This window comes from Arenicella xantha (assembly GCF_003315245.1).
GTDB classification, from domain to species: Bacteria; Pseudomonadota; Gammaproteobacteria; order Arenicellales; family Arenicellaceae; genus Arenicella; species Arenicella xantha.
This window is the reverse complement of sequence record NZ_QNRT01000001.1, coordinates 469,002-492,940: the sequence shown is the minus strand read 5'-3', so window position 1 is coordinate 492,940 and position 23,939 is coordinate 469,002. Positions and strand designations below refer to the sequence as shown.

Genomic DNA, 23,939 nt, shown 5'->3' with positions numbered 1-23,939 from the left:
ATAAAATGTGTTGCAATAGGAATTAATATTATTTGGTGTTATAACGTCGCGATGAATATAAAAAATAAAGTAGCAGTAGTCACTGGCGCAGCTGGTGGAATCGGCTCGGCTCTGTGTCGGGCATTGTCAGCAGCCGGCGCCAAAGTAGTGGTGTCAGACCTTGATCTGGCATCAGCAAACGCGGTGGCGCAAGATATTGGTGCTCTGGCGGTCCAGTGCGATGTTAGTCAGCCACAATCAATTGATGCCTTGATCGAAAAAGTTGAAGACGAACTCGGTGATATCGACTTATTTGTATCTAACGCCGGCTTCGGTGTTGGTGAGCCTGATACGGCTGCATCGGCGGCGGATGCGGTTTGGCAGAAAAATTGGGATGTGCACGTTATGGCGCATGTTTGGGCGGCACGAAATCTGTTGCCAAAAATGATTGCCCGCGGCGATGGCTATCTAGTTAACACCGCGTCAGCGGCTGGCCTATTAAATCAGATTGGTGATGCGGCCTACAGTGCGACTAAGCACGCTGCGGTGTCGTTCGCTGAATCACTGGCGATTGCGCATAACGATCAAGGCATTAAAGTGTCGGTAATATGCCCGCAATACGTTAATACTAATATCTTGGCTATTTCCGATGAGCAGCGAAAGCAGGATATTGAAGGTGTTATCACGCCAGAGGACTGCGCCAATAGTGTATTGGCAGGCATTGAAGCTGAACAATTCATGATATTGCCACACGCTGAAGTCGCTGGCTATTATCAAAACCGCGCGAACGATCCGCAGCGTTGGGTCAGTGGAATGCGACGTTACCGAGCCGCCATGTTAGACGACAACGGTAAGGTCGATTTCAATAAAATATTTGGTGTCTAATAAAGACCAATCAGCTTGCAACGTAGGGCTAGTCTTCTAAATCGTCAGGCAACGTGTCGGCGATTCCAGGTTTGCCCTGTTTGATCTCGCTGATGCTGAGTCCGCGCAACTCGTGCGGAAATACCAGCCAGCTATCGGTCTCGTTGACGTAGTAATCGGGCATGATGTCGGTGGTGTTACGGGCCGGCTTATACCAAGGACAAGCAATTTTTATTTGCTCTGGCATATTGCGGCGTGTTTTCTTTTTGAGGCGCTCCAAAATAGCTAAGATGCTGCGCCCAGAATCAAACACGTCATCGACTAGTAGCACGCGGTCATCGGCGTTGATATTGTCAACGATGTAATCGAGACCGTGGACGCGCACGGTTTTTTCCTGCTGGCCAATATTGGTATATGACGACGTGCGAATGGCGATGTGGTCAGTCTGAATACCGGCAAAATCTAGATATTCTTGAATAGCGATACCCACCGGTGCGCCGCCACGCCACACGCCAATAATAAAATTTGGTTTGAAGTCGCCCTCATACACTTGCTTGGCCAATTTGAACGAGTCTCGTAAAAGATCTTCGGCGCTGATAAATACTTTTTCCATAATGATGTTTGTTGGGCCGCACAATGGGCGTTCGGTGATTGGTTTATAAAAAGGTAAATTTAAGGGCAAATATTACGGCAATAACGTATACCGCGGCAGGGCATTCAGCGCCACGACCGGCCAGTAATTTGATTAGTGCGTACGTTATGAATCCGAATCCAATGCCATCGGCGATTGAGTAACTTAAAGGCATGCTGATCGCTGCGACAATGGCTGGTGCCGTGTCGGTGATGTCATCCCACTCTAGATCAGCTAATGAGCGAATCATTAGGCAGGCCACGAATAGTAATGCCGCGCCGGTCGCGTAAGGCGGAATGCTTTGTGCCAATGGCGCAATAAACAAACAGGCCAGAAACAATATGCCGGTGACCACAGCGGTCAGACCCGTGCGTCCGCCAGCCTCAACGCCGGCGGCACTTTCGACGTAACTGGTGGTGGATGATGTCCCGAGTAATGCTCCGGCAGCGGTCGCCGAAGAGTCCGCTAATAAGGCTTTATTGAGTCGCGGGAGATTACCGTTGGCATCGAGTAAATTGGCACGCGTCGCGACGCCGACCAAGGTGCCAGCGGTATCGAACACGTCGATTAGCAACAAGGTGAGAATTACCGTTAACATCGATATATTAAATGCACCGGCGATATCTAATTCGAGTAGCGCGCTGGCAGACGGCGGTGCTGACACAATGCCTTTAAATTCAGCTAGCCCAGTGGCCCACGCAATCGCGGTGACGACTAAAATGCCGATCATTACTGCGCCGGTTATTCCGCGTGCAGTGAGTGCCGCAATTAACACAAAGCCGAGCATTAACAATAACGGGGCAGGAGTGGTGAGGTCACCAAACGAAACCAATGTGGCAGGGTTGTCGACCACAACCTGACCGCCGCTTAGCGCGATAATAGCTAAGAATAGCCCGATGCCAGCGGCCATCCCCAGTTTTAGCGATTTGGGGATTGAGTTAATTAACCATTCTCTAATGGGTAGCACACTAATAATGATAAACAACACACCAGAGATAAACACCGCGCCCAAAGCAACCTGCCAACTGTGTCCCATGCCGATACAGATACCATAAGCAAAAAACGCGTTTTGCCCCATCCCTGGTGCCAGTGCAATCGGATAGTTAGCGAAAACGCCCATCGCAATACTACCCAGCGCAGCAGCAACACAGGTGGCGACGAATACCGCGCCGAAATCCATGCCGGCTTCCGACAAAATAGCTGGGTTCACCACCGTAATATAAGCCATGGCTAAAAAGGTGGTGATGCCGGCAATGACTTCGCGCTGCACACTGCTGTGGTTTTTCTCGATGTTAAAGAAAGAATTTAGCCAATTGGTCATAGTCGTGAACCTGGGTTGGGACAAGCACGCATTTCGTGACTTTATCTGATTGAGGTGCTTTTAAAAGAAGCGAATTGAGAGCTAGTGAAGCGACTCTATCTTGGCAGTGGCCATGATATGTTCGGCGATTTGCAGGATGACTTGCTCGAATGAATCGGCTATTTCGCCGTGACCTGATTGTAACGCTCCGATCATCATAAGGTTGTCAGCCATTGCGAAGTTTTCAATTGATTGGCCGTGGGCATCCTTCTCGGGGTTGTCTGGGTCTGTTGGGTAGTGCTTAGCGACTCGTTCAGCATATACACCAGGTTTCTCGACGGCGCCGTAAAAAGGTTTAGCATCGTAGTAGGCGAATACTGGTTTGTTGAGTCCGCGCATGTAACCCATTTCAAATGCAGTGCCGACATCCATACTTGGGCCGCGAAACCGAACCATGTTGGCGGTCACAAAATGTGCTTTATCCATTAGGTTAACGTTAGCCTGATATATGGCGATTCCAGTTTTAAAATCGGGGGCGAAATCTTCGATCTCGTTATCCATCGGGTAAAGCCCAACCAGTTTAAACGGCCATTTGTGTTGTTGGTTTAGCATTTGGATAGCCTGCTTTTTATGTACGCCGGCGGCAATCGGGTCGGGCAAGAAGACTTCTGGCCCGGCTAAATACACATAATAGGTTGGTATATCACCTTCGGGCACTGTTTTGGCTCGGGCCGATTCAGTCTGAACAAGTGCTAACGCAGCCAAAAATAACGCGAAGACAAAGGTTTGGGTAAGTAATGAGCGGCGGCGGGCAGTAACAATATCTAGCACAGAAAACTCCAATCAGTTGGTCATCGGCAAGGCGTATAATGACCTTACCACGGTGGCGCGTATTTTAGAGCGCCGAGACCCAGTATTCTATAACAATGAGACCTTATATCCATGTCGTCTGATGAATTTATCAATTGGCTGAAGCGCGTACCAAAAGCCGAACTCCATCTTCACATCGATGGCAGCATGCAGCCCAAGCGTATGTTGTCGTTGGCTAAAAAGAACGGTATTTCGCTGCCATACGACTCCCTTGATGCGGTACAAGCGGCGTATGCGTTTGAGGACTTACAGAGTTTTCTTGATTTATACTATTTGGGCGCGTCGGTTCTATTGGAAGAAGACGACTTCTTTCACTTGATGATGGACTATTTATTAAAGTGCCGAGAGCAGAATATTGTGCACGCAGAAATCATGATTGAACCGCAAACTTACGCGCCGAATGGTGTGTCGTTTGCCACCATGATGTCGGGTTTTAAGCGCGCGATCAAGCAAGCCCACGACCAATGGGGGCAATCGGTTATTCTGATTCTAAGTTTCTTGCGTCACCTCAGTGAACAAGACGCGCTTGAGATGCTCGAACAAGCGACAGACTTTCGTGATGACTTAATGGCTATCGGTTTAGCGAGCTCGGAGCTTGGTAACCCACCACAGAAATTTAGTCAGCTGTATCAAGAAGCCGCTCGGCTAGGTTTCCGCTTGTCCGCACATGCAGGAGAAGAGGGCCCGGCTGACTTTATTTGGCAAGCGCTCAAAGGACTAGATGTTGAGCGCATTGATCACGGAGTTAGGTGCGTTGATGATCCAGAATTAGTCGATTTTTTGTGTGAGCGTCAAATACCGTTAACGGTGTGTCCGCTGTCGAATACTAAGCTTCGAGTGTTTGAAACTATGCATCAGCATACGGTGTTGAGTCTGTTAGACCGAGGTCTCTGCGTGACGATTAACTCCGATGACCCAGCCTATTTTGGTGGCTACTTGAACGAAAATTATATCGCTTTACATGAGCATCTTGGCATGAATCAAGCGCAAGCACTTCGCTTGGTAGAAAATAGTTTTAAAGCGAGTTTTCTGAGTCCGGAGCGTAAACAAGCGTTTATTAAGCAGGTGCATGCGACCGAATAGCCTGCTTAGCTGTGAAATTGATCAGCCTTGATTAACGTTTGGAAAATGTTGTCGCGTGTCTAATGACTTCGGTCTAGACTACGGATTAAATTAGACTCTCATCGAGCCAAACTTCTTAATTGGTCCAATCTCTATGAAACCTTCCAACGTTTTTTCTTGTAGTTTTTCTCTTATGGCACAACGCATTCTAATGGTGACCGGCTTCATGATGGCCGCTCTTCTGGCGATATCAAGCATTGGCGTTGGTGTGGCGCAGGCACAGGAGGACTCGGTTATCAGCAAAGAAGAGTTCGTTCAGAGTCAGTTGGCGCTGATGGAGCAAATGAAGAAAATGCAGGCTAATGATGAGGCCGGTGCGGCGTCGGAGCTAGAGCAGCAATTGTCGCCAGAAGCTTATGCTGAGTACCAACAGGAGTTAGAGGCGCGACAAAATGAGCAAGATCAGAAGGTTGCGGCTTGTTTGGGAGTTCCTGTTGCGGAAATTGCCAATTTATCTAAAAAAGTAGGCCCTGACTTTCAGATCACCTTAATCAAAAAGTGTTCTGAAAAGCTGCCTGCGAGTGTGAATTTGAGCCAGCTCAGTATGGACGAGAATAGTGGTTTGGAAGCGTATCGAATGTGTGCAGAAGGCATGGTAGCGAAAGAAATTGGCGTTACATCTGAGAAGTTGCGGTTATGCAGCCAAGTTGCTGATCAACCTTAAACCGCGTTTACTTGCGCGACGGTTTTCGCAGCTTTTTAACTCTCAGCTTTTTAACTCTCAGCTTTTAAATTGGGGCTTTTAAATTTAGCTCAATAATGTCGTAAACAATGCGCGCGGCGGTCTTGGCGGTGCGCTGGTCGATGTCGTACTTAGGATTTAACTCGGCGATATCGGCCATCAGCCAGCGAACTGAATGCTTGTCACACGCATCTGACACCATCGTTAATGATGCCAGTAGATCCGTCAATCTAACTCCATTGGCCGCCGGTGCACTAACGCCTGGAGCTACACTTGCGGGTAAGGCGTCAAGGCAAACGGTGACGTATAAATAATCGATCTCGGCAATAAATTGATTTATCAAGCTTTCGCTAGTGGAGCGATTAAAATCACTATCGAGCAGGTAGGGAACTTTTAGCTTATCAGCGGTATTAAACAAAGCGCGGGTATTGGCAGTTCGGCTAACGCCTAAGCAGGCATACTTGAACGGCAATTCGCGTGCAGCACAGTCTTGTGCGACCTGATAAAAAGGGGTTCCAGAGCTGCCTGCCCACGGAGCATCAACCGGCGGTTTGCGAAGATCAAAGTGTGCATCAAAGTTTAGAATGCCGATCCGTGACTTATGCTTTCCACAGTGATCAAGGTAATGCCGACAGCCTTGATAGCTGCCCCAAGCGATTTCATGACCGCCGCCGAGACCGAGCACAAACTGTTGGTTACATAATGCGTTATAAACGGCCGTCGCATAATCGGTTTGCGCGTCACTCAGTGCATCGACTTCAGTATTGTCGGCGACGGTGATATTGCCCGCATCATAGACCGGTGACGCACCGTGCCAAGCGATGTTGGCTAATGCGCTACGCAGTGCTTGTGGCCCAGCTTGAGCGCCGACTCGACCTTGATTATGTTGTACGCCAAGATCCGATGCGAAGCCAATCAGAGTGGTGCCGCCAGGGGCTACCGCATTGGAGTAGGCCTGCACTACTTGATGTAGTCGCAGCCCATCATCGCCATCTTCGGGGTCTGCACGACCACTCCATACCTCGTTAATGTCGTTGTTTGTCATTGTCGGCCTATTAGGTTTCGTTCGGTATTGTTAGTTGGCTTGAGGTCTAGTTGTGGCTAACTAGGTTACCATCTTGCCAGATCGCGGTGGGGCGATGAAAGTTAATACTGTATGACAACTCAGCTAGGTGTTGGATGTCCCATAACGCTAAATCGGCATCCATACCATCGTGTAAGCGCCCTTTGGTAGCTAAGCCGAGTGCTTTTGCTGCCTGTTTTGTGGTGCCCATGAGTGCTTCTTCAGGTGTTAGTCCAAATAGCACGCAAGATTGATTCATCGCGGTTAATAACGACGCGAGTGGCGCGGTGCCAGGGTTTAGGTCAGTTGCTACGGCCATTGCAACACCGTGTTGGCGGAATGCCTCGACCGGTGGTTTTTGTTGTTCATGCAGAAAATAGTAGGCGGCTGGCAATAGCACGGCTACGGTGTCTATTAGTTTGGGTACGTCCGCGAGAGCCAGGTATTCAACATGATCAACCGATAACGCCTTATGCTGAGCCGCCATTACGGCACCGCCAAGGTTACTCAATTGTTCCACATGACCCTTAATTGGCAGTTTGTGTGCATGAGCGGCAAGGAATACTTGTTCGCATTGGTCGCTTGAAAAACCAATACCTTCGCAGAAAACATCGACGGCATCGGCCAAGCCTAGCGCGGCGATTTCTGGCAGCATCGTGTTGCAAACGTAATCTATGTAATGTTGTTTGCCGTTAGCTTGCTTAGCGAATTCGACTGGCACCGCATGGGCACCTAAGAAGGTGGTTTTAACGGTAACGGGGTAGGCGTCACCGAGAGCTCTAGCAACCTTGAGCATTTTTATTTCATGCTCAGTTGACAAGCCGTAGCCAGATTTGATCTCGACTGTTGTAACCCCCTCTTGCAACAAGCGTTCAAGGCGTGGCGCCGATTGATCGAAAAGTTGTGCTTCGCTCACACCGCGTGTTGCTGCTACGGTCGACACAATGCCGCCACCTCGCGCGGCAATTGATTCATACGAATCACCTTGCAGTCGCCACTCAAATTCATTGGCTCGATTGCCGCCAAATACTAAATGCGTGTGGCAATCGATGAGTCCTGGTGTGAGCCATTTTCCATCCGCGTCGATGCGGTGATCAGCGGTTGCCGCGGTGAAGCCTTGTTTGGGGAGTAACTCGATTCGCCCATCACGCACACCGACGCTGGTATCTCGCGTTTCGCCGTAGGCGGTATTTTGATGATCAAATGTGGCTAGCTTGGCGTTGTGAATAAGCCAGTCGTAGTGATTGCTCATTGGCGTAGGGGCTCAGCTTTTAAGTGTTGATGTTGGTTTGCGTATTTTAAATTCAGTGTACTTGTATAGTGTTGTATATACAAGTACACTCGGCGACGATACTGGACTCACGTTGAACTATTATGAGCGAACCTCGCTACGCGGCTATTAAGCAACACCTGCTCGATCAAATAGAACGAGGCATATTGATGCCTGGTCATAAAGTGGCGTCTGAAAACAAACTGTCTGAGACCTTTTCGGTGAGTCGAATGACAGCGCGGCGCGCTTTGGATGAGCTGTCGGAGGCTGGCTTTTTGTTTCGTAGCCAGGGGCTAGGTACGTTTGTCGCTGACCATCGACCGATGAGTTCGATGGTGGAGATTCGTAATATTGCTGAGGAAATTCGGCAGCGCGGGCATGTTTGCACCGTCCAGGTGGTTGCCATGGTTGAGACCGAAGCAAATGCCGATCAAGCGCACTGGATGGGCGTGAAAGAAGCAAGCCCGTTATTTCGCAGCGTGTTGGTCTATTTCGAGAATGCTCAAGCGATTCAATTTGAAGATCGCTTGGTGAGTCCTAGATTGGTGCCCGAGTATCTCTTGCAGGATTTTTCAGCAACTACGCCGAATGAATATCTCTCTCAGGTCGCGCCGTTGACTGAAGCCGATCATATTGTGGAAGCGATCCTACCGAGCAATGTGACGGCATATTCGTTAGCTGATTTATTGCAAATTGAAGCGCAGGCGCCTTGTTTGAAGGTAACTAGACGTACTTATTCTAAGCGTGGGATCGTCAGCTTCGCCCATCTTATCCATCCTGGTGAACGTTATCGCCTAGGTGGACACCTGAATTTTTCCTAATCTGAACTCGGCCTAGTTTGAACTAATGCCGAATTGATCTATCTGAGCCGCGTGCTAACAGGTAACAACTGGAGACCAATGATGAACTCAATCAATCTAAACCGACACGATATAAAGCGCTCGATCAAAGCCGCTACTGGCACCACTTTGAGCGCAAAATCATGGTTAACTGAAGCGCCTCTGCGGATGCTAATGAATAATTTAGATGCCGAAGTGGCCGAACATCCGCAAGATTTAGTGGTGTACGGTGGCATCGGTCGAGCGGCTCGTAATTGGGCGTGTTACGACAAAATTGTCGAAGTATTGAAGCGCCTTGAGAGCAACGAGACCTTGTTAGTGCAAAGCGGTAAGCCCGTTGGCGTCTTCGAAACTCACGAAAATGCGCCACGCGTGATTATTGCTAACTCTAATTTGGTACCGCATTGGGCCAACTGGGAGCACTTTAATGAACTAGATAAGCAAGGTCTGATGATGTATGGGCAGATGACGGCTGGTTCTTGGATCTATATTGGGTCACAGGGCATCGTGCAGGGTACCTATGAGACCTTTGTGAGCGTTGCTAAACAACATTTTGCCGGCGATGCCAGCGGTCGTTGGGTGCTCACTGCCGGCCTCGGAGGTATGGGCGGCGCACAACCATTGGCTGCGACCATGGCGGGATTCTCTATGATCGACGTCGAAGTTGACGAAAGTCGCATTGATTTTCGCTTGAAGACGCGATATCTCGATAAAAAGGCCACCTCATTGGACGAAGCGCTCGCCATGATAGACGCCGCTAAGTCGAATGGTGAAGCGGTTTCAATTGGCTTACTTGGTAATGCTGCGGATATTTTTCCGGAGCTGGTTGCGCGTGGCGTTGTTCCCGATGTGGTGACCGATCAAACCAGTGCGCATGACCCCTTGAACGGATATTTACCTAAAGGCTGGTCAATGCAACAGGCTGCCGATGCACGCAAGCGCGACGAAGCGGCGGTAGTTGCGGCGGCTAAAGCGTCGATGGCAATTCAAGTGAAAGCCATGCTGGAGCTGCAAGCGCGCGGTGCGGCGACCCTTGATTATGGCAATAATATTCGGCAGATGGCTTTGGAGGAGGGGGTGGAGAATGCGTTCGATTTTCCGGGGTTTGTACCAGCTTACATTCGGCCATTGTTTTGCCAAGGAATTGGCCCGTTTCGATGGGTTGCTTTGAGTGGTGATCCGCAAGATATTTATAAAACTGATGCCAAAATAAAAGAACTGATTCCAGATGACCCGCATTTGCACAATTGGTTGGATATGGCTCGCGAACGCATTCAATTTCAAGGTTTACCGGCACGGATTTGTTGGGTCGGACTGAAAGATCGAGCACGCCTTGGGGCGGCCTTTAATGACATGGTGGCAAGCGGTGAACTATCTGCGCCGATCGTGATTGGTCGTGACCACCTTGATAGTGGATCGGTAGCCTCACCGAATCGTGAGACTGAAGCAATGTTGGATGGTTCCGATGCGGTATCAGATTGGCCGCTACTCAACGCCATGTTGAATACCGCTGGTGGCGCAACATGGGTTAGCTTGCATCACGGCGGCGGTGTTGGCATGGGCTTTAGTCAACATTCGGGCATGGTCGTGGTGTGTGATGGAACCGCAGAAGCTGGTCAGCGCGTGGCGCGTGTGCTGCGCAATGATCCTGGTACCGGAGTGATGCGCCATGCGGATGCTGGCTACCAGATAGCGGTCGACTGTGCCCATGAACAGGGCTTAGATTTACCCATGCTTGATCAATCAAACTAGCCGCGGAGCTACCAGTAATGAAAACTTTATGTATTACACCCGGTGAGCTAACACTAGCCGATTTACGCTTAGTTAACCGCGAGGCAGTTAAGGTTTCTTTAGACTCAAGTTGTTTGGAAGGAATTGACCGAGCAGCGCAAGTCGTAGCGAATGTGATTGCCGAAAACCGTACTGTTTATGGAATCAATACCGGCTTTGGCTTGTTGGCAAATACTAAAATTGCGGTGGATGAGTTAGAAACCTTGCAGCGAAGCATTGTGCTGTCGCATGCTGCGGGCATCGGTAAATTTATGCAAGAAAACACAGTGCGACTCTTGATGGTACTCAAGATCAACTCCTTAGCACGCGGTTTCTCAGGCATTCGCTTATCGGTAATTGAGGCATTGATTCAGCTGGTTAACAGCGAGGTGTATCCAGCTATTCCACAGAAAGGTTCTGTCGGTGCGTCAGGTGATTTGGCGCCGTTGGCGCATATGAGCGCGGTGCTATTGGGCGAAGGCGAAGCGATTTATCGGGGCGAGCGTATATCGGCCGTTGAGGCGCTGAGAATCGCCAAAATTGCGCCTATTACGCTGGCTCCCAAAGAAGGCTTGGCGCTGTTAAATGGCACGCAAGCGAGCACTGCATTTACTTTGCAAGGGTTGTTTCATGCTGAGAACTGTCTTAAATCTTCGGCCATCATTGGCGCGATGTCGGTTGAAGCGGCTAAGGGATCGCGTGTGCCGTTTGACCATCGAATTCATTTGGCGCGCGGTCACGCTGCACAAATTGATATGGCCACTGCCTATCGGGAGCTTTTGCAAGAGTCTGAAATTGGTGCCAGCCACTCCGGTTGCGACAAAGTGCAAGACCCGTACTCATTGCGATGCCAACCGCAAGTCATGGGAGCGTGTTTGCAGCAGATTCGTTTTTCCGCGGAAACGTTGTTGGTCGAAGCCAACGGTGTGTCAGATAACCCGCTGGTTTTTTCAGACAGTGATAGTATTCTGTCGGGCGGTAATTTTCATGCCGAACCGGTGGCGATGGCGGCCGATGTACTAGCGATTGTTCTCGCTGAAATTGGCTCTCTTTCTGAGCGTAGAATGGCGCTGCTTATCGATTCTAATCTTAGTGGTCTACCGCCGTTTCTAGTCGATAATGGTGGGGTAAATTCTGGGTTTATGATTGCACAAGTCACCAGTGCGGCACTGGCCAGTGAGAATAAGACGTTGGCGCATCCAGCCTCGATTGACTCGCTGCCAACTTCGGCCAACCAAGAAGATCACGTTTCGATGGCCACGTTTGCGGGTCGACGCTTGGCCGATATTTTCGAAAATGTCGCCGGAATCCTCGGTGTTGAATGGTTGGCCGCAACTCAAGGTATGGACTTTCGCGCGCCATTAACGAGTAGCCCACCACTTGAGCAGGCGAGGTCGATCTTGCGTGCGAAAGTGCCGTTTTATGATAAAGATCGTTACTTTGCTACCGACATTGAGCAAGCCGTAGAGCTGATTCATCAAGAGCGACTTGCGCCAGTGTTGGATGATTCGATACTCGGGTTTTAAGTTTTAAGGCCTGAGATGTAAAGCTTGGGAGTCAAGTTGCGAGGTTCAAGGTCGAAACCTCGCAACTTAGTCTGATGGCTACTACTGCAGCAACATGGCTGATTCCATGGTTAGGTCTTTGCGGCTAACTGTCTGAGCACATAATGTAAGATGCCACCGTTGCGGTAGTAGTCGATCTCTTTTGGTGTGTCTAAACGCACGCGTGCTTTGAACTGGGTTTGCTTTCCGTCGTTGGCCGTGGCGGTAATGTCTACCGTTTTAGCCTTGCCATTATCCAAGCCGGTAATATCAAATGTCTCTTGACCAGTGAGACCCAGTGATGCGGCGCTGTCGCCTGGTAGGTAATTGAGCGGGAGTACGCCCATGCCAACCAAATTGGAGCGGTGAATGCGTTCAAAACTCTCTGTGAGTACTGCTTTGACACCGAGTAAAATAGTTCCCTTGGCTGCCCAATCGCGAGACGAGCCAGTACCGTATTCTTTTCCGCCGAGCACCACTAAAGGTGTTTTGTCATCTTGATACTGCATTGAAGCGTCAAAGATCGGCATTACCTCACCGCTTGGAATATGCGTGGTCCAGCCGCCTTCGGTGCCTGGTGCCAGCTGGTTTTTTAACCGCACGTTGGCGAAGGTGCCGCGCATCATTACTTCATGGTTGCCGCGTCGCGAGCCGTAGGAATTAAAATCAGCCGGTTGCACGCCTTGCTCGGCAAGGTATTTCGCTGCTGGACTATCTGCTGCAATCGATCCTGCTGGTGAAATATGATCGGTGGTGATCGAATCACCTAATAGGGCTAGGCAGCGCGCACCATGAATATCTTTAACCTCTTCCACTTGCATGGTCATGCCGTCGAAATACGGCGGGTTCCGAATATAAGTCGATGCGTCTAACCAATCGTACTGGGCGCCCTGTGGCGCATCTACGGCATTCCATTGTGGGTTGCCGTTGAAGACACTTGCGTAACTATCGATGAACATTTGCGGGTTCACATTGTCGGTAATCACTTGTTGGATCTCATGGTTGCTTGGCCACACATCTTTTAGAAATACATCTCGCCCCTCATGGTCTTGACCCAGCGGTTCATTGTATAAATCGATATTCATGTTGCCGGCAATCGCATATGCCACGACTAGCGGTGGCGAGGCCAGATAGTTGGTTTTTACATCGGCATGAATGCGGCCTTCGAAATTACGGTTTCCTGACAGTACTGAAGCGACGACTAAGTCATTATCACGTACAGCGCTACCTATGGCTGGCGGCAGTGGACCCGAATTACCGATGCAGGTAGTGCAGCCGTAACCCACCACATTAAAGCCCAGAGACTCAAGGTCGTCTAATACATCCGCCTTGCGCAAGTAGTCGGTAACCACCTGAGAGCCCGGCGCTAATGATGTTTTGACCCATGGTTTGACGGTTAAGCCTTTGGCTACAGCATTGCGCGCCAATAGGCCAGCACCGAGCATGACTGCTGGGTTTGAGGTGTTAGTGCACGAAGTGATAGCCGCGATAACCACTGCTCCGTGCTGTAATTCAAAGGTGTTGTCGCCTTGTGTTACGCTCACTGATGTGGGCCGGCTTGGGTCAGCCATTGACGTCAAGGTATCGGCAAAAGCGGCTTTAGATTCGGACAATAACACGCGGTCTTGCGGGCGTTTAGGGCCTGCCAAGCTGGGTAATACTGTCGACATATCTAAACTCAATAGCCCTGAGTACACTGCTTCTGGCTGGTCAGCGTGGCGGAACATGCCTTGCGCTTTGGCGTATGCCTCGACTAAATTAATCTGTTCTTCATCGCGCCCCGATAGACGCAGGTATCGCAATACTTCGTCATCAATTGGAAAAATACCACTGGTAGCGCCGTATTCAGGGGCCATATTGGCGATAGTCGCACGATCCGCTAATGGCAGGTGATCTAAACCGTCACCAAAGAACTCAACAAATTTTCCGACCACGCCGTATTCGCGTAGCATTTGTACCACGGTTAAAACTAAGTCGGTCGCGGTGGCTCCTTCGGGTAATTTCCCGGTCAATTTAAAGCCAACGGTTTGCGGAATTAGCATTGAGATGGGCTGCCCCAACATCGCCGCTTCGGCTTCAATACCGCCTACGCCCCAGCCTAGTACCCCAATCCCATTGATCATTGTAGTGTGTGAATCGGTGCCCACTAAGGTGTCTGGGTACGCCATCAACTTGCCGTCTTTCTCCTTGGCAAACACTACTCGCGCTAGATACTCAAGATTGACTTGGTGCACGATGCCGGTTGACGGCGGCACCACGGCAAAATCATCAAACGCGCCTTGGCCCCATTTCAAGAACTGATAGCGTTCTTTATTACGTTGGAATTCGATTTTGGCGTTGAGGTCAAGCGCTTCATTGGTGCCGAAATAATCGATTTGCACTGAATGGTCGATAACCAGTTCGACCGGAGACAATGGGTTGATTTGTTCGGCATTGCCACCTAAAGCTACTACCGCTTCTCGCATTGCGGCCAAATCGACCACAGCCGGAACGCCGGTGAAATCTTGCAGCAGTACGCGTGCTGGTGTGAAGGCGATTTCGGTGCTGGGTTCGGCGCTGGCGTCCCAGCCTAGGAGTGCCTCGATATCGCTCTGGCTAATATCTCGACCGTCTTCGTGCCGGAGCAAATTTTCTAGCAGTATCTTTTGCGCAAACGGCAGTGTTTGCAAGTCGTACTTATCGGCCAGTTTCGGCAGGCTGTAAAAATGGTAATCGCGGCCGTTGGCAGTGAAGGTTGAAAGCGTATCAAATGAATTGGTCATAGGGTCCTCTAGCTAAGTATTAGTGCGGATGAGCATCAATATCTAGCTAGTATGGCATCTTCACGTGTGTGAAGCATAAAGGTGTTGCGCAATGGTAAGTGTCGCGCTCTAAAACTTTATGTTTGCAGCACTGGGAAGTCTAGAATATGACGAATCTCTTGCGGCCCATTGACTAAGTGACTTCGTATTCCCAGCGCTTGCGCGCTGTCGATATTGTGTTGGTTATCGTCAAAAAATAGCACTTGTTCAGGAACCAGTGATAGCTCGTTTAAGACCTGTTGAAAAATCGCGGGGTCGGGTTTTGACTTATGCAGTAAGTGTGATGAATATAGTTGCTCCATATAATGCTGTAGACCTAATTCTTGACTCAGTTGCGGCCAATGAATTTCGTTTGAATTAGACAGTACCGCGAGTCGATAGTGTGGTGCTAGCTGCTCGAGTAAGGTCGTGACGCCGGGCATTAGTCCGCGAGGCCAATCCTTAAACGCCGACAAAATATCTCGCCTGCTAGCGGTAATACCCAATTCACTTTTAAGCGCGGTGGCAAACTCCATCGGTGTACAAAGTCCACGTTCGAAATGGGTAGCGCTTGGTGAACTAAACCACTCTTTCACGCTAAAACTCGGCGACGCATGATGGAGCCAATCAGACGGCAGCGGCGATGGGCCTAGTTCTACTAGCACTCCGCCAAGGTCGAATAAAATTAGTTTTATCGGTTCTTTCATTTGGACTATTTTAAACAATCGCGTTAGGTTAAATTTTACTATCTCTCGACTTGGTTTAGCTTGTGGCAATGCTGTCAACATAGCTCACGATTGAGCGTGGTCACGAGGAGAGCTATAACACCTAGAATATTTTAGCAGTTTACCGTGCTTGCCAGTGGTGTGAGATGCAGTGCTGAAATAGATCGGGCGGTTGACATACACGAAGGCGGCATAATTGGCTAAGATAGGGCAAGATAAGGTCATTGCTTAGAAGCTGCCTCGACCAGAGCCAGCCCAATGTCCACAACTAGTCAAAAACCAAACAGGAATATGAACGTTATTAAGGTAGAAACTAAGCCATTCGAAGGGCAAAAACCTGGCACATCGGGTCTGCGTAAAAAGGTCTCTGAGTTCGCTCAGCCTGGGTATTTAGAGAATTTTGTACAAGCCATCTTCAATGTGTTGGGAAATTGCCAAGACAAGTCCTTAGTGATCGGTGGTGATGGACGTTACTTTAATCGAGCAGCTATTCAAACTATTTTACGCTTAGCGATAGGCAATGGGTTTACGCGTCTTATTGTGGGTCAAGGTGGCTTGTTATCAACCCCGGCAGCCTCGTGTTTAATTCGTCAATATCAAACCTTTGGCGGCATCATTCTGTCGGCGAGTCATAATCCTGCTGGCCCTGATGAGGATTTTGGGATTAAGTACAACGGCGAAAACGGTGGGCCAGCGACCGAAGCGGTTACCAATCAGATTTTTAGTCAGACTCAATCGTTAGATCATTATTTGAGCGCACAAATCGACGACATCGACCTCGATACCTTGGGTAAAACTCAAGTTGCCGGCGTGACGATCGAAATCATTGATCCGGTCGCAGATTACGCCAATCTGATGGAGTCCATCTTTGATTTCGCTAAGATATCGCGCCTGTTGCAGCGTGATGATTTTGCGATGTGTTTTGATGGTATGCATGCCATTACTGGGCCCTATGCTATCGAGATATTAGAGCGTCGCTTAGGTGCCGCGGCTGGCACGGTTATAAATGGGGTTCCGTCAGAAGATTTTGGCGGACACCATCCCGACCCAAACTTAGTGCATGCTAAAGAGCTAGTCGAAAAGGTTAATGCGGATCCGGCGCTGGTATTTGCTGCGGCATCTGACGGCGACGGTGATCGCAATATGGTACTGGGCAAGAATTTCTATATAAATCCATGCGATTCCTTAGCGGTGTTAGCGGCATATGCGGAGAAAATTCCTGGTTACCAACAAGGTTTATCAGGTGTGGCACGATCAATGCCAACCAGTCCGGCGGTGGACCGCGTCGCGACCGTTCGCGGAATTGAGTGCTTTGAAACGCCGACAGGTTGGAAGTTCTTTGGTAACTTGATGGATGCGGGTCGCATCGTCTTATGTGGTGAGGAAAGTTTTGGCACTGGATCAGACCACGTGCGTGAAAAAGACGGTCTGTGGGCGGTATTGTTCTGGCTGAATATATTGGCTGAATCCGGAAAAACGCCGCAACAAGTAGTGACCGAGCACTGGCAACGTTATGGCCGCGATTACTTCACACGTCATGACTTCGAAGGGGTTGATAGCGAGTCAGCGAGTAATTTGGTCTCACGCCTGCGACAGATGTTGCCTCAGCTGATTGGTCAAACTTATGTCGGGCTGACCGTCGCCTCGGCGGACGATTTTGCCTACACCGACCCGATTGATCAAAGTGTGAGTCAGTCACAGGGTATCCGAATTCAGTTTGCGGAAGGCGCGCGAATCGTTCTACGATTGTCTGGAACCGAAACCTCCGGCGCAACCCTGCGTCTTTACTGCGATCGATTTGAAGACGCTCCCGATCGCTTGCAGATGGACCCTCAGCAGGCACTTGCCGAGGTTTTACAGGCGGCGGACCAGATAGCTCAGATTCAGCAGTTCACTGGTCGAAGTGCTCCAGATGTCATTACCTAAGGTGCAACTTATCCGGTTTTGGCAGCGAGTGCTTTACCCGCTTTTGACTGGTTGTCGCGTTCTAGACGTTGAGAAATGAACTGGCCGATCGCGACCACCTGATCCAAATTAACGCCAGTGTGAATGCCCAGCCCGTTAAGTAGGTACAACACGTCTTCTGTGGCTACATTGCCTGACGCACCTTTTGCATAAGGGCAACCGCCAAGGCCAGCCACAGAGCTATCAAAGATGCTTATTCCCATTTGCAATGCGCTATGGATGTTAGCAATGGCTTGTCCGTAAGTGTCGTGGCAGTGCATGGCTAATTGGTGTGTTGGAATTGTTTGCATCACGGCCGTAAGCATCTGCTTAACTGAGTTTGGCGTGCCGACACCAATCGTGTCACCAAGCGATATTTCATAGCAACCCATGTCAAGCAATCGGTGCGCGACCTCGGCTACCGCGCTTGGTTCAATCGCGCCTTCATAAGGGCAGCCAACCACACAGGATACATAGCCGCGCACAGCGATGCCCTGAGCCGTTGCAGCTTCAACTAGTGGTGCAAAACGCGCTAAGCTTTCAGCGATGCTGCAATTGATATTTTTTTGTGAGAAGGATTCCGATGCAGCACCAAACACAGCGACTTCGTCGACGCCGGCTTCGACAGCCGCATTAAGACCGAATAAATTGGGCGTGAGTGCCGAATAGGTGACCCCTTCAAACCGCTCAATGCGTTTAAACACCTCGTCACTGTTGGCCATTTGAGGAACCCATTTGGCCGACACGAAACTACCGGTCTCGATGGTTTTAAGACCGGTCTGCGACAAACGATTGACTAGTTCGACCTTGTCTTCTACTGGAATGGTTCGCGCTTCGTTTTGTAGCCCATCGCGCGGGCCGACTTCGACCAACTTGACGGTTGACGGGTAGTTCATGTAGTTACTCCGCAAGCGCTTCGAAGCGCAGTAGTTCAGCACCACCATCGACCAAGTCGCCGACAACGCAATACAGTTCGCTTACTATGCCGTCGCTTGGCGCTTTGATCGTGTGTTGCATTTTCATCGCCTCCATTACTAGCAATACTGAACCAGCCGCGACGGTATCACCTTGATTCGCTTTAACTTCGACAATCGTGCCATTCATGGGTGCGTTAAAGTTGCCTGCGTTACTGGCTTCTTCCGCGACACCGGTATCATCAGATTCGACATGGAAAGAAATCGGTGTTGCGCCATCAAAGGCAATGAAATGGGTATCGTGTGCGGCCATTGCGACCGATGTTCGGTGGCCGTTGATGGTTGCTGTTAAAACATCATTATTCAGTATACCGACAGCGGCGAAGTCTTGATCGTTCACAGTAATCTGGTAGCGGCGGTCAACTCGATTACCCTGAACTTCCAAAGCGTAGTCGATGCGCTCACCATTCCAAATCAGCGTATCGTGGTAGGTGTTGGTTTGATTTAGTCGCCATGAGGAGACTTCATCCCATGGAGAGACTTCATCCCATGGAGACGCTAAACGATTGCTATTACCAGTAATTTTAGCCGCGCAGCTGTGCTGTTCTCGCCGTAGCTGCAGAAACAGACATGCCAACGGCACCAGCTCTGTCGACGGGCTGAATGCTTGTTCGAATAACGCTTCGTGGTGTTTGACTAAAAAGCCGGTATCTAAATCGGCTGCGATCAAGGCTGGATGCCCCGCCAAGCGATGCAGAAACGGGATGTTGGTGGTAACACCGCCAATCCGGTACGCATTCAGCGCGTCGCTTAATCGTGCGATGGCTTTATCACGGTCGGTATCCCAAACAATTAACTTGGCAATCATTGGGTCATAGTAGGGCGTCACCGCGTCACCTTGTACCACGCCAGTGTCGACACGGACATGTGCGTTACTCGACGGTAGCGAGACATAGTCTAGCTTGCCAGTTGCAGGCATAAAATCGTTGTCCGCGTCTTCGGCATAGATGCGGGCTTCAAAGGCGTGGCCGTTAATTTGCAATGCAGATTGTTCGCATGGCAGAGGGTTGCCTCCGGCTACGTGCAGTTGCCATTCGACTAAGTCTTGGCCGGTAATCATCTCGGTCACCGGGTGTTCAACTTGAAGGCGAGTATTCATTTCCATAAAGTAAAATGAACCATCGGTATCCAGCAGAAACTCTACCGTGCCAGCGCCAACGTAATCAATTGCTTGCGCCGCGCGCACTGCCGCATCCCCCATTTTCTCGCGCGTGCCAGCGGGTAAATTAGGTGCTGGCGCCTCCTCTAGAATCTTCTGGTGTCTACGCTGAATTGAGCAATCACGCTCGAATAAATAAACACCGTTGCCTTGCGTGTCACAGAACACTTGAACTTCAACGTGACGTGGTTGGGTCAGGTATTTCTCGACCAACATATCGTCGTTGCCGAAGCTGGCTTTAGCTTCGCGTTTAGCGTCGTCTAATGCGTCATCAAATTCGTTGGCATCCCAGACTTGGCGCATACCTTTGCCGCCACCACCGGCGACTGCTTTCAATAGCACGGGGTAACCCATGTCGTCGGCGGCGCGCTTTAATAAATCACGAGCTTGGTCTGCGCCATGGTAGCCCGGCACCAACGGTACACCGGCATCTTGCATAATAGTCTTGGCCGCTGATTTCGAGCCCATGGCACGAATAGCTGCTGCTGGTGGCCCAATAAACACTAAGCCGTTTGCCGCACATTGTTCAGCAAACTGGGCATTTTCAGATAAAAAGCCATAACCCGGATGCACTGCTTGGGCGCCGCATTGCAGCGCTGCGTTAATGATTACGTCGCCTCTTAGATATGAGTCAGCCGATGGCGCTGCGCCGATATGAATTGCTTCATCGGCCATCTTTACATGCAATGCTCGGTGGTCTGCATCGGAATAGACGGCCACCGTTTTGACGTTGAGTCGCTGCGCTGTTTGGATAATGCGGCAGGCAATTTCACCACGGTTTGCGATTAATATTTTGTCGAACATGGTTAGGCTTAGTCGGTCGTCAAGAATGGGTTATTTAGGAAGCCAGTTGGGCGAGCGTTTCTCAAGAAATGCTGTGAGCCCTTCTTGGCCTTCAGGTGAAACGCGAATGGCGGCGATTCGTGCACTGGTGTTATTCATTAGCGCATCGTCGATAGAACGATTGCTAACTTCGTCGATTAAACATTTCGATGCGGCTAGTGCGGCAGGGCTGTTGGCCAATAATGTTTCGACCAATTGCTCGACGTGCGCGTCGAGCTGATCGGCACTGACGGTGCTAGACACTAACCCCAACTGAGTTGCGGTGCTGGCGGAGAACCGTTCAGCGGTCAAGAAGTAACGTCGTGCTGCACGTTGCCCAATGGCCTGAATGACGTAGGGCGCAATAGTGGCTGGCAGTAGGCCGATCTTTACTTCACTTAAACAAAAACTAGCGTGCTCACTGGCGATCGCCATATCGCAACAACTCACTAAGCCGACCGCGCCACCGAATGCCGCACCTTGTACTTTTGCAATGGTCGGTTTTGATAGCGAATTTAAGCGGTGTAGCATCGTTGCCAGCGCCTTCGCGTCGGCCAGGTTTTCTGACTCTGTATAACTTGCCATGCGTTGCATCCACGCTAGGTCTGCGCCGGCTGAGAAGCTCTTTCCGGCAGCGGCCAGTATGACAACTCGAATCGTCGGGTCGGCGTCCAGCTGAACGAATAGCTCGGTTAGTTCGAGTATGATTTGATCGTCGAACGCATTGTGTTTCTCAGCGCGGTTTAAGGTGACTGTTGCCACGCCGCGTGCGTCGCTATCGAGTTGAATGTTTTGGCTCATAATTACATTCGGAACACGCCGAACTGCGTGTCTTCAATTGGTTTGTTTAGGGCGGCGGCAATAGCCAGTGCTAATACGTTGCGAGTTTCTGCCGGATCAATAACGCCGTCGTCCCATAGTCGAGCCGACGCGTAGTATGGGTGACCTTGTTGCTCATAAGTATCGAGTACTGGCTGTTTAAATGCGGCTTCTTGTGCGGCTGACCATGATTCACCAGCGCGTTCTTTCTGAGCACCTTTGACCTGCGCGAGAACCCCCGCTGCCTGCTCACCTCCCATCACCGAAATGCGGGCGTTGGGCCACATGAATAGAAAATTTGGGTCATAAGCGCGACCGCACATGCCGTAGTTGCCAGCGCCATAAGAATTACCAATCAATACAGTGAATTTGGGAACTTTGGCACACGAAACGGCGGTTACCATTTTGGCACCATGCTTAGCGATGCCACCGGCCTCGTATTGCTTGCCAACCATAAAGCCGGTGATGTTTTGTAGAAATACTAAGGGGATTTTTCGTTGTGCGCAGAGCTCAATAAAGTGCGCGCCTTTCTGTGCGGATTCGCTAAATAGAATGCCATTGTTGGCTACAATTCCAACTGGAAACCCATGTAGTCGTGCAAATCCGCATACTAAGGTTGTGCCAAACAGCGCTTTAAACTCATCAAAGTCCGAGTCATCCACAATACGCGCGATAATTTCGCGAACGTCAAACGGTTGTGTCAGGCTTTTAGGAATGATGCCGTAGATTTCTTTAGCGTCGTAGCGAGGTTCAACACTGGACTTAATATCAATGTCTTTCGGTTTGACCCGATTTAGTCGGCTGACGGACTGTCGAACCAGCTCAAGTGCATGATGGTCATTACGAGCATAATGGTCGGCAACCCCGGATTCACGACAATGTACTTCGGCACCGCCTAGTTCTTGTGCGGTGACCACCTCGCCAGTCGCTGCCTTCACTAGTGGCGGTCCGGCTAAAAAAATGGTGGCATGATCTTTGACAATAATTGATTCATCCGCCATGGCTGGCACATACGCGCCGCCAGCGGTACACGAGCCCATGACGGCCGCGATCTGCGGAATATTCTTCGCCGACATATTGGCTTGATTAAAAAATATTCGACCGAAATGTTCGCGGTCTGGAAACACCTCGTCTTGGCGCGGTAAGTTTGCGCCACCTGAGTCCACCAAATACACGCAGGGTAGGTGGTTCTGCGCCGCAATAGCTTGCGCACGGAGGTGCTTCTTGACTGTTAATGGGTAGTAAGTGCCCCCCTTAACCGTGGCGTCATTTGCCACGATCATGCACTCTTGACCAGCAACTCGACCGATGCCTGTGACAATGCCAGCCGCAGCGACTGTTTCGTTACCGTATACGGCGTGTGCGGCTAATTGTGACAGCTCCAAAAAAGGAGAGCCGGGGTCAAGTAGCGCGTCGATACGCTCGCGAGCCAACAGTTTGCCGCGCGATTTGTGACGTGCTTGATACGACTCACCGCCGCCAAGTTTAATGTCGTCAATCAAACCGTGCAGGTCGTCAACTTGGGCCTGCATATGCGCCGCGTTATCTAGGAATTCGGCCGAACGCGGGTTGATCTTGGATTCTAAAATGCTCATAGGCGCTTATCGTGTCTCGGCAAATAATTCACGGCCAATTAGCATACGCCTGACCTCTGAGGTACCCGCTCCAATCTCGTAGAGCTTCGCATCGCGCAACAAGCGTCCAGCCGGGTACTCGTTAATATAACCGTTGCCGCCTAGTGCCTGAATCGCCTGTAACGCCATTTGGGTAGCTTGCTCAGCGGTAAATAAAATTACTGCGGCGGCGTCTTTGCGGCTTTCGTGGTTGGCATCGCATGCACGGGCAACTGCATACAAGTACGAGCGACACGCGCTTAGCGAGGTATACATATCGGCAAGCTTGCCCTGCATTAGTTGAAATTCGCCGATGGCTTTATCGAATTGTTTGCGTTCGTGCACATAGGGAACAACCAAGTCCAAACAGGCTTGCATAATACCGACCGGCCCACCGGAGAGAACGGTGCGTTCATAGTCCAGACCTGACATCAGTACGCGCACTCCGCCACCTTCAAAGCCTAGGATATTCTCCTCTGGTACGGCGCAGTCTTGAAAGACTAATTCACATGTGTTCGAACCACGCATTCCGAGTTTGTCTAACTTCTGAGCTTGAGTAAACCCGGCAAAGCCGCGCTCTATAATGAAGGCGGTTATGCCTTTAGAGCCACCATTCACATCGGTTTTTGCATAGACTACGTAGGTGTCGGCGTCGGGACCATTAGTGATCCACATTTTGTTGCCATTCAACACATAATGATCACCGCGCTTGTCGGCACGGAGTTTCATGCTGACGACGTCGGATCCGGCATTAGGCTCAGACATGGCGAGCGCACCAATATGCTCGCCGGAGCATAATTTAGGCAGGTATTTTTGTTTCTGCGCATCGTTGCCGTTTTTAAAAATTTGATTGACGCATAAATTTGAGTGAGCACCATAAGACAGGCCGACTGAGGCCGAGGCGCGGCTAATCTCTTCCATCGCCAAAACATGTGCCAAGTAACCCATGTTGCTGCCACCGTATTCTTCTGAGACAGTAATGCCAAGTAAGCCCAGGTCACCGAATTTTTGCCATAAATCGGCAGGGAAAAGGTTGTCTCGATCGATGTCGGCGGCACGTGGTGCAATTTCCGCCTGCGCGAATTGGTGGGTCATGTCGCGCAACATATCAAGTTCTTCGCCAAGAAAGTGTTGCAGGGTCGGATAGCTAGTGGTCATAGTCGTTTCGT

At 50.3% G+C, this 23,939-nt stretch carries 19 protein-coding genes; 7 read left to right on the top strand and 12 right to left on the bottom strand.

Annotation, left to right across the window (positions count from 1 at the left end):
* Window positions 1-51 precede the first annotated feature (51 nt).
* Window positions 52-864, top strand: a complete 813-nt coding sequence (locus DFR28_RS02095; RefSeq protein WP_113952646.1) for an SDR family oxidoreductase — start codon at window positions 52-54, stop codon at window positions 862-864.
* A gap of 28 nt (window positions 865-892) precedes the next feature.
* Here DFR28_RS02095 and DFR28_RS02090 read toward each other — a convergent pair whose 3' ends face one another.
* From DFR28_RS02090 to DFR28_RS02080, 3 genes are all read right to left on the bottom strand, one after another.
* Window positions 893-1,456, bottom strand: a complete 564-nt coding sequence (locus tag DFR28_RS02090) for a phosphoribosyltransferase (protein WP_113952645.1) — start codon at window positions 1,454-1,456, stop codon at window positions 893-895.
* A 43-nt stretch (window positions 1,457-1,499) separates the two neighbouring features.
* Window positions 1,500-2,795 (bottom strand): NCS2 family permease, encoded by a 1,296-nt coding sequence (locus tag DFR28_RS02085; RefSeq protein ID WP_113952644.1) that lies wholly within the window; start codon window positions 2,793-2,795, stop codon window positions 1,500-1,502.
* Between the two features lie 81 nt (window positions 2,796-2,876).
* On the bottom strand, window positions 2,877-3,605 hold the full coding sequence (locus DFR28_RS02080; protein WP_170131944.1) for a nucleoside 2-deoxyribosyltransferase: 729 nt from the start codon (window positions 3,603-3,605) through the stop codon (window positions 2,877-2,879).
* A 111-nt stretch (window positions 3,606-3,716) separates the two neighbouring features.
* On the opposite strand from DFR28_RS02080, the gene DFR28_RS02075 reads away from it, so the two are divergent.
* Window positions 3,717-4,727: an adenosine deaminase gene (locus tag DFR28_RS02075; RefSeq protein ID WP_113952642.1), complete on the top strand. Its 1,011-nt coding sequence runs from the start codon at window positions 3,717-3,719 to the stop codon at window positions 4,725-4,727.
* 172 nt (window positions 4,728-4,899) lie between these two features.
* Window positions 4,900-5,430 carry a hypothetical protein gene (locus tag DFR28_RS02070; protein WP_113952641.1) on the top strand — a complete coding sequence of 177 codons (531 nt, stop codon included), beginning with the start codon at window positions 4,900-4,902 and terminating at the stop codon, window positions 5,428-5,430.
* Between the two features lie 64 nt (window positions 5,431-5,494).
* Here the strand turns inward: DFR28_RS02070 and hutG are convergent, their stop codons facing one another.
* Window positions 5,495-6,493: a formimidoylglutamase gene (gene hutG / locus DFR28_RS02065; RefSeq protein WP_113952640.1), complete on the bottom strand. Its 999-nt coding sequence runs from the start codon at window positions 6,491-6,493 to the stop codon at window positions 5,495-5,497.
* Between the two features lie 46 nt (window positions 6,494-6,539).
* Window positions 6,540-7,763 (bottom strand): imidazolonepropionase, encoded by a 1,224-nt coding sequence (gene hutI, locus DFR28_RS02060; RefSeq protein ID WP_113952639.1) that lies wholly within the window; start codon window positions 7,761-7,763, stop codon window positions 6,540-6,542.
* A 122-nt stretch (window positions 7,764-7,885) separates the two neighbouring features.
* On the opposite strand from hutI, the gene hutC reads away from it, so the two are divergent.
* The 3 genes from hutC to hutH all read left to right on the top strand — a co-directional run bounded on the left by hutC (window position 7,886) and on the right by hutH (window position 11,916).
* On the top strand, window positions 7,886-8,602 hold the full coding sequence (gene hutC, locus DFR28_RS02055) for a histidine utilization transcriptional repressor HutC (protein ID WP_113952638.1): 717 nt from the start codon (window positions 7,886-7,888) through the stop codon (window positions 8,600-8,602).
* Window positions 8,603-8,683: 81 nt separating this feature from the next.
* The gene (gene hutU, locus DFR28_RS02050; protein ID WP_211316812.1) at window positions 8,684-10,372 is read left to right on the top strand and encodes a urocanate hydratase; all 1,689 of its coding nucleotides are present in this window, start codon (window positions 8,684-8,686) and stop codon (window positions 10,370-10,372) included.
* 17 nt (window positions 10,373-10,389) lie between these two features.
* Window positions 10,390-11,916: a histidine ammonia-lyase gene (hutH, locus tag DFR28_RS02045; protein WP_113952636.1), complete on the top strand. Its 1,527-nt coding sequence runs from the start codon at window positions 10,390-10,392 to the stop codon at window positions 11,914-11,916.
* 110 nt (window positions 11,917-12,026) lie between these two features.
* On the opposite strand, the gene acnA is transcribed toward hutH, so the two are convergent.
* Both acnA and DFR28_RS02035 read right to left on the bottom strand, forming a co-directional pair.
* On the bottom strand, window positions 12,027-14,696 hold the full coding sequence (gene acnA, locus DFR28_RS02040; protein WP_113952635.1) for an aconitate hydratase AcnA: 2,670 nt from the start codon (window positions 14,694-14,696) through the stop codon (window positions 12,027-12,029).
* A 116-nt stretch (window positions 14,697-14,812) separates the two neighbouring features.
* Window positions 14,813-15,421 carry an HAD family hydrolase gene (locus DFR28_RS02035; protein ID WP_170131943.1) on the bottom strand — a complete coding sequence of 203 codons (609 nt, stop codon included), beginning with the start codon at window positions 15,419-15,421 and terminating at the stop codon, window positions 14,813-14,815.
* Window positions 15,422-15,730: 309 nt separating this feature from the next.
* On the opposite strand from DFR28_RS02035, the gene DFR28_RS02030 reads away from it, so the two are divergent.
* Window positions 15,731-17,365: an alpha-D-glucose phosphate-specific phosphoglucomutase gene (locus DFR28_RS02030; protein WP_113952633.1), complete on the top strand. Its 1,635-nt coding sequence runs from the start codon at window positions 15,731-15,733 to the stop codon at window positions 17,363-17,365.
* 8 nt (window positions 17,366-17,373) lie between these two features.
* Here DFR28_RS02030 and DFR28_RS02025 read toward each other — a convergent pair whose 3' ends face one another.
* The 5 genes from DFR28_RS02025 to DFR28_RS02005 are packed head-to-tail and all read right to left on the bottom strand — an operon-like array spanning window position 17,374 to window position 23,928.
* The gene (locus tag DFR28_RS02025) at window positions 17,374-18,279 is read right to left on the bottom strand and encodes a hydroxymethylglutaryl-CoA lyase (protein WP_113952632.1); all 906 of its coding nucleotides are present in this window, start codon (window positions 18,277-18,279) and stop codon (window positions 17,374-17,376) included.
* Between the two features lie 4 nt (window positions 18,280-18,283).
* On the bottom strand, window positions 18,284-20,320 hold the full coding sequence (locus DFR28_RS02020; protein ID WP_113952631.1) for an acetyl/propionyl/methylcrotonyl-CoA carboxylase subunit alpha: 2,037 nt from the start codon (window positions 20,318-20,320) through the stop codon (window positions 18,284-18,286).
* A 30-nt stretch (window positions 20,321-20,350) separates the two neighbouring features.
* A complete protein-coding gene (locus DFR28_RS02015) occupies window positions 20,351-21,139 on the bottom strand; it encodes an enoyl-CoA hydratase/isomerase family protein (protein ID WP_113952630.1) in 789 nt (262 codons plus the stop codon).
* A 2-nt stretch (window positions 21,140-21,141) separates the two neighbouring features.
* The gene (locus DFR28_RS02010) at window positions 21,142-22,752 is read right to left on the bottom strand and encodes a carboxyl transferase domain-containing protein (RefSeq protein ID WP_113952629.1); all 1,611 of its coding nucleotides are present in this window, start codon (window positions 22,750-22,752) and stop codon (window positions 21,142-21,144) included.
* A gap of 6 nt (window positions 22,753-22,758) precedes the next feature.
* Window positions 22,759-23,928 (bottom strand): isovaleryl-CoA dehydrogenase, encoded by a 1,170-nt coding sequence (locus DFR28_RS02005; protein WP_113952628.1) that lies wholly within the window; start codon window positions 23,926-23,928, stop codon window positions 22,759-22,761.
* Window positions 23,929-23,939 lie beyond the last annotated feature (11 nt).

Coding starts and splice junctions, on each gene's coding strand:
- DFR28_RS02015 (WP_113952630.1), bottom strand. CDS start 21,139: ATGAGCCAAAACATTCAACTCGATAGCGACGCACGCGGCGTGGCAACA.
- DFR28_RS02085 (WP_113952644.1), bottom strand. CDS start 2,795: ATGACCAATTGGCTAAATTCTTTCTTTAACATCGAGAAAAACCACAGC.
- DFR28_RS02030 (WP_113952633.1), top strand. CDS start 15,731: ATGAACGTTATTAAGGTAGAAACTAAGCCATTCGAAGGGCAAAAACCT.
- hutC (WP_113952638.1), top strand. CDS start 7,886: ATGAGCGAACCTCGCTACGCGGCTATTAAGCAACACCTGCTCGATCAA.
- DFR28_RS02035 (WP_170131943.1), bottom strand. CDS start 15,421: ATGAAAGAACCGATAAAACTAATTTTATTCGACCTTGGCGGAGTGCTA.
- DFR28_RS02010 (WP_113952629.1), bottom strand. CDS start 22,752: ATGAGCATTTTAGAATCCAAGATCAACCCGCGTTCGGCCGAATTCCTA.
- DFR28_RS02020 (WP_113952631.1), bottom strand. CDS start 20,320: ATGTTCGACAAAATATTAATCGCAAACCGTGGTGAAATTGCCTGCCGC.
- hutU (WP_211316812.1), top strand. CDS start 8,684: ATGAACTCAATCAATCTAAACCGACACGATATAAAGCGCTCGATCAAA.
- hutH (WP_113952636.1), top strand. CDS start 10,390: ATGAAAACTTTATGTATTACACCCGGTGAGCTAACACTAGCCGATTTA.
- hutI (WP_113952639.1), bottom strand. CDS start 7,763: ATGAGCAATCACTACGACTGGCTTATTCACAACGCCAAGCTAGCCACA.
- DFR28_RS02095 (WP_113952646.1), top strand. CDS start 52: ATGAATATAAAAAATAAAGTAGCAGTAGTCACTGGCGCAGCTGGTGGA.
- DFR28_RS02070 (WP_113952641.1), top strand. CDS start 4,900: ATGGCACAACGCATTCTAATGGTGACCGGCTTCATGATGGCCGCTCTT.
- DFR28_RS02075 (WP_113952642.1), top strand. CDS start 3,717: ATGTCGTCTGATGAATTTATCAATTGGCTGAAGCGCGTACCAAAAGCC.
- DFR28_RS02090 (WP_113952645.1), bottom strand. CDS start 1,456: ATGGAAAAAGTATTTATCAGCGCCGAAGATCTTTTACGAGACTCGTTC.
- DFR28_RS02025 (WP_113952632.1), bottom strand. CDS start 18,279: ATGAACTACCCGTCAACCGTCAAGTTGGTCGAAGTCGGCCCGCGCGAT.
- DFR28_RS02005 (WP_113952628.1), bottom strand. CDS start 23,928: ATGACCACTAGCTATCCGACCCTGCAACACTTTCTTGGCGAAGAACTT.
- acnA (WP_113952635.1), bottom strand. CDS start 14,696: ATGACCAATTCATTTGATACGCTTTCAACCTTCACTGCCAACGGCCGC.
- hutG (WP_113952640.1), bottom strand. CDS start 6,493: ATGACAAACAACGACATTAACGAGGTATGGAGTGGTCGTGCAGACCCC.